Here is a 2,750-nt window from a genome sequence, read left to right as displayed (position 1 = left end):
TGGTTGGAATGGAACTTTAAATTATTTAGAAACTGGGTCTGGTTATATGATTAAATCTAGTAAAGTTCAAAACTTTTCATATCCAAATTATTTAGCCAAACCAGCAAGTAGTAAACCTGCCAGTATTGTAAATGAAAGTCAGGCTAAAATTACAAATGAATTTAAGAAATATTCAGATAATATGAATGCCGTAGTCCAATTACCTGAAGGATTTGATTCATTGTTAGTATATGATACTAATGGTAATTTAAAAGGAAAAGCCCACAATCAAATGATTAGTGACAAAGAATTAAGTTTTATTACTATTTATGGAGATGTACCTGAAACATTGGTTTTTTATGTTGGAGATGGAAGAGATGAAAAAGCAATTACTAAAACTTTTAGTTTTAAAAGTAATAATGTATTAGGAACAATTGCTAAACCTGTTATTTTGGAAGTCTTTTCAGACAATGTTAGCATATTTCCAAATCCATTTGAAGATAACTTAACGGTAAAAGTAGATGTTTTAGAAAGCGACACAGTTACTATTCAACTTTATAACTTAACAAGTCAGTTATTATTTAGTAAAAAGTTTGAAGTTACTGCAGGAAGTAATTTGTTGAAAATTTCACCTAAAGTAGCAACAGGTATTTATTTATTGCAAGTAAAAATGAAGGAGAATACGGTAATAAGTAAAGTAGTTAAAAAGTAGTAATAAAATCAGTAGCACTTAAAAATTAATCTTTGGGTGCTACTATTAAACTAATAATATAAATATGAAAAATTATATATATAGTACACTTGTACTGTTTTTTATAGGAATAAATACATATGGTCAATCTCCAACTTGGTCAGTAAACGAAAACAATTTTCAATATACCATGTCTTTCGTAGCATTTGTAAATATTGACGGAACTAATCTAACTAGTACTAACGATAAAGTTGCAGCTTTTGTAAATGGAGAATGCAGAGGTGTAACCAATTTAACATATGTAGCTAGTGGAGATAGTTATTATGCTTATTTGACAGTTTTTTCAAATGAAAATAATGAAACATTAAATTTTAAAATATACGAATCAACAAACGATGTTGTTAAAGATGTACCAAAAACAAAAAGTTTTGAAATTAATGGACATTACGGAAATTTATTTCAAGCATTTAGTATTGCAAGTCCAACCTTAAGTAATTCTGCCGAAATTTTAGACTTTAATTTTAGTGGAGTTCAAATAGTTGACAAACTAATATTGGGAAATCAAATAACCTTAGATATAGATAATAATGAAAATGTGACAGCTCTAAATGCAATTTTTGATTTAAGCTTAGGCGCAAAATTATTTTTGGGAACGACCCATCAAATCTCAGGAAGCAATTCTATAGATTTTAGCAACCCTGTGCAATTTCAAGTATTATCAGAAGATCAATCTGTTTTAAAACAATGGGAAGTTATTGTTAATTTAAGCTTAGGTAGTGCCACTTATTATAAAAAAGATGCCGTGTGTTATGAAGGAGGCGTTATAAAGGTGCTTTTTACAGAGAACAATCAAGAAGTAGTTTTAAGTAAATCAGATATTCCTTATGCAACACAAAGTATCAGCAATGGGGAAACCATTTTTAATAATTTAGAAGCAGGAGATTATAAAGTAAAAGTTGGAGGCAATGTTAAAGAAATAACAATTAAATTAAAAGAATAGTTATGAAAATTAAAAGTTATAATATACTAGTTTTAATAGCAATTCTGATTGTATTTTTAGGTTGCTCAAAAGACGATGATTTTAAATTATTAGATCCTGAAATTGTATTTGTAAATAGTGATGGTAATTCAGTCTTAGAAGGTTGGTGCATAGATCTAAATGAAAACTACGCTTTACAGATAACACTTAAATCTAATGGGAATGGGAAATTTAAAACTAAGAAAAAAATCGATTACACCATAAACGGAGTTCCTTACAGTGTAACGTTTACCGAGTTAGGGACTAAAACAATTCCTGTAAATTTTATAGAAGGAACCAATGTAGCCCAATTGATAGATACCGGTGAATCTATAAGTTTAGATGTTGTATTTTGTAATGCAACTATAGTTTCAAATAAAATTAGTTTTGTATTTGCAGATGGGTCAGATATTCCAACTGAAGGATGTTTAGATTTAAATTCTAATTATGCAGTTAAAATTGAAACTGAAAAACAAGGAACTGGAGATTTAGAAACAACAGAAATAGAATATACACTAAATGGTGTTGTTTACAGCACCACATTTACAGAAGTTACTAATAAAATTTTACCAGTTACCTTATCTGAAGGAAACAATGTTGTTCAATTAATTGATAGTGGCAATGCAGCATCGCTAGATGTAGTTATAAGTTGTAACGCAACTATTATAGCTAACAAAATTAGTTTTGTATTTGCAGATGGATCAGAAATTTCAGCTGGAGAATGTTTAGATTTAAATTATAATTACGCAGTTAAAATTGAAACTGTAAAACAAGGAACAGGCGATTTAGAAACTACTGAGATAGAATATACTATAAATGGTGTTGTTTACAGTACAACATTTACTGAAATTACAACTAAAATTTTACCTGTGACCTTGTCTGATGGAGAAAATGTTGCCCAATTAATTGCTAGTGGCAATACTGCATCGCTAGATGTAGTTTTAAGCTGTAACGCAACTATTATAGCTAACAACATTAGTTTTGTATTTGCAGATGGATCTGAAATTCCAAGTGGAGAATGTTTAGATTTAAATTCCAATTATGCAGTTAAAATTGAAACTG

Annotated in this window: 3 protein-coding genes; all 3 read left to right on the top strand. The window is 28.9% G+C overall.

Features of this window, described 5'->3' with window-relative positions; genetic code table 11:
- On the top strand, positions 1 to 691 hold a 691-nt coding region (locus tag AB1Z17_RS06605; RefSeq protein ID WP_368051005.1), incomplete at its 5' end, for a T9SS type A sorting domain-containing protein.
- 64 nt (positions 692 to 755) lie between these two features.
- The gene (locus tag AB1Z17_RS06600; protein WP_368051004.1) at positions 756 to 1,670 is read left to right on the top strand and encodes a hypothetical protein; all 915 of its coding nucleotides are present in this window, start codon (positions 756 to 758) and stop codon (positions 1,668 to 1,670) included.
- Between the two features lie 2 nt (positions 1,671 to 1,672).
- Positions 1,673 to 2,750, top strand: a 1,078-nt coding sequence (locus tag AB1Z17_RS06595; RefSeq protein WP_368051003.1) for a hypothetical protein, incomplete at its 3' end; no start/stop codon positions are given.

The organism is Lutibacter sp. (genome assembly GCF_040883305.1).
Lineage (GTDB): Bacteria > Bacteroidota > Bacteroidia > Flavobacteriales > Flavobacteriaceae > Lutibacter.
This window is presented reverse-complemented; position numbering and strand designations above follow the sequence as displayed.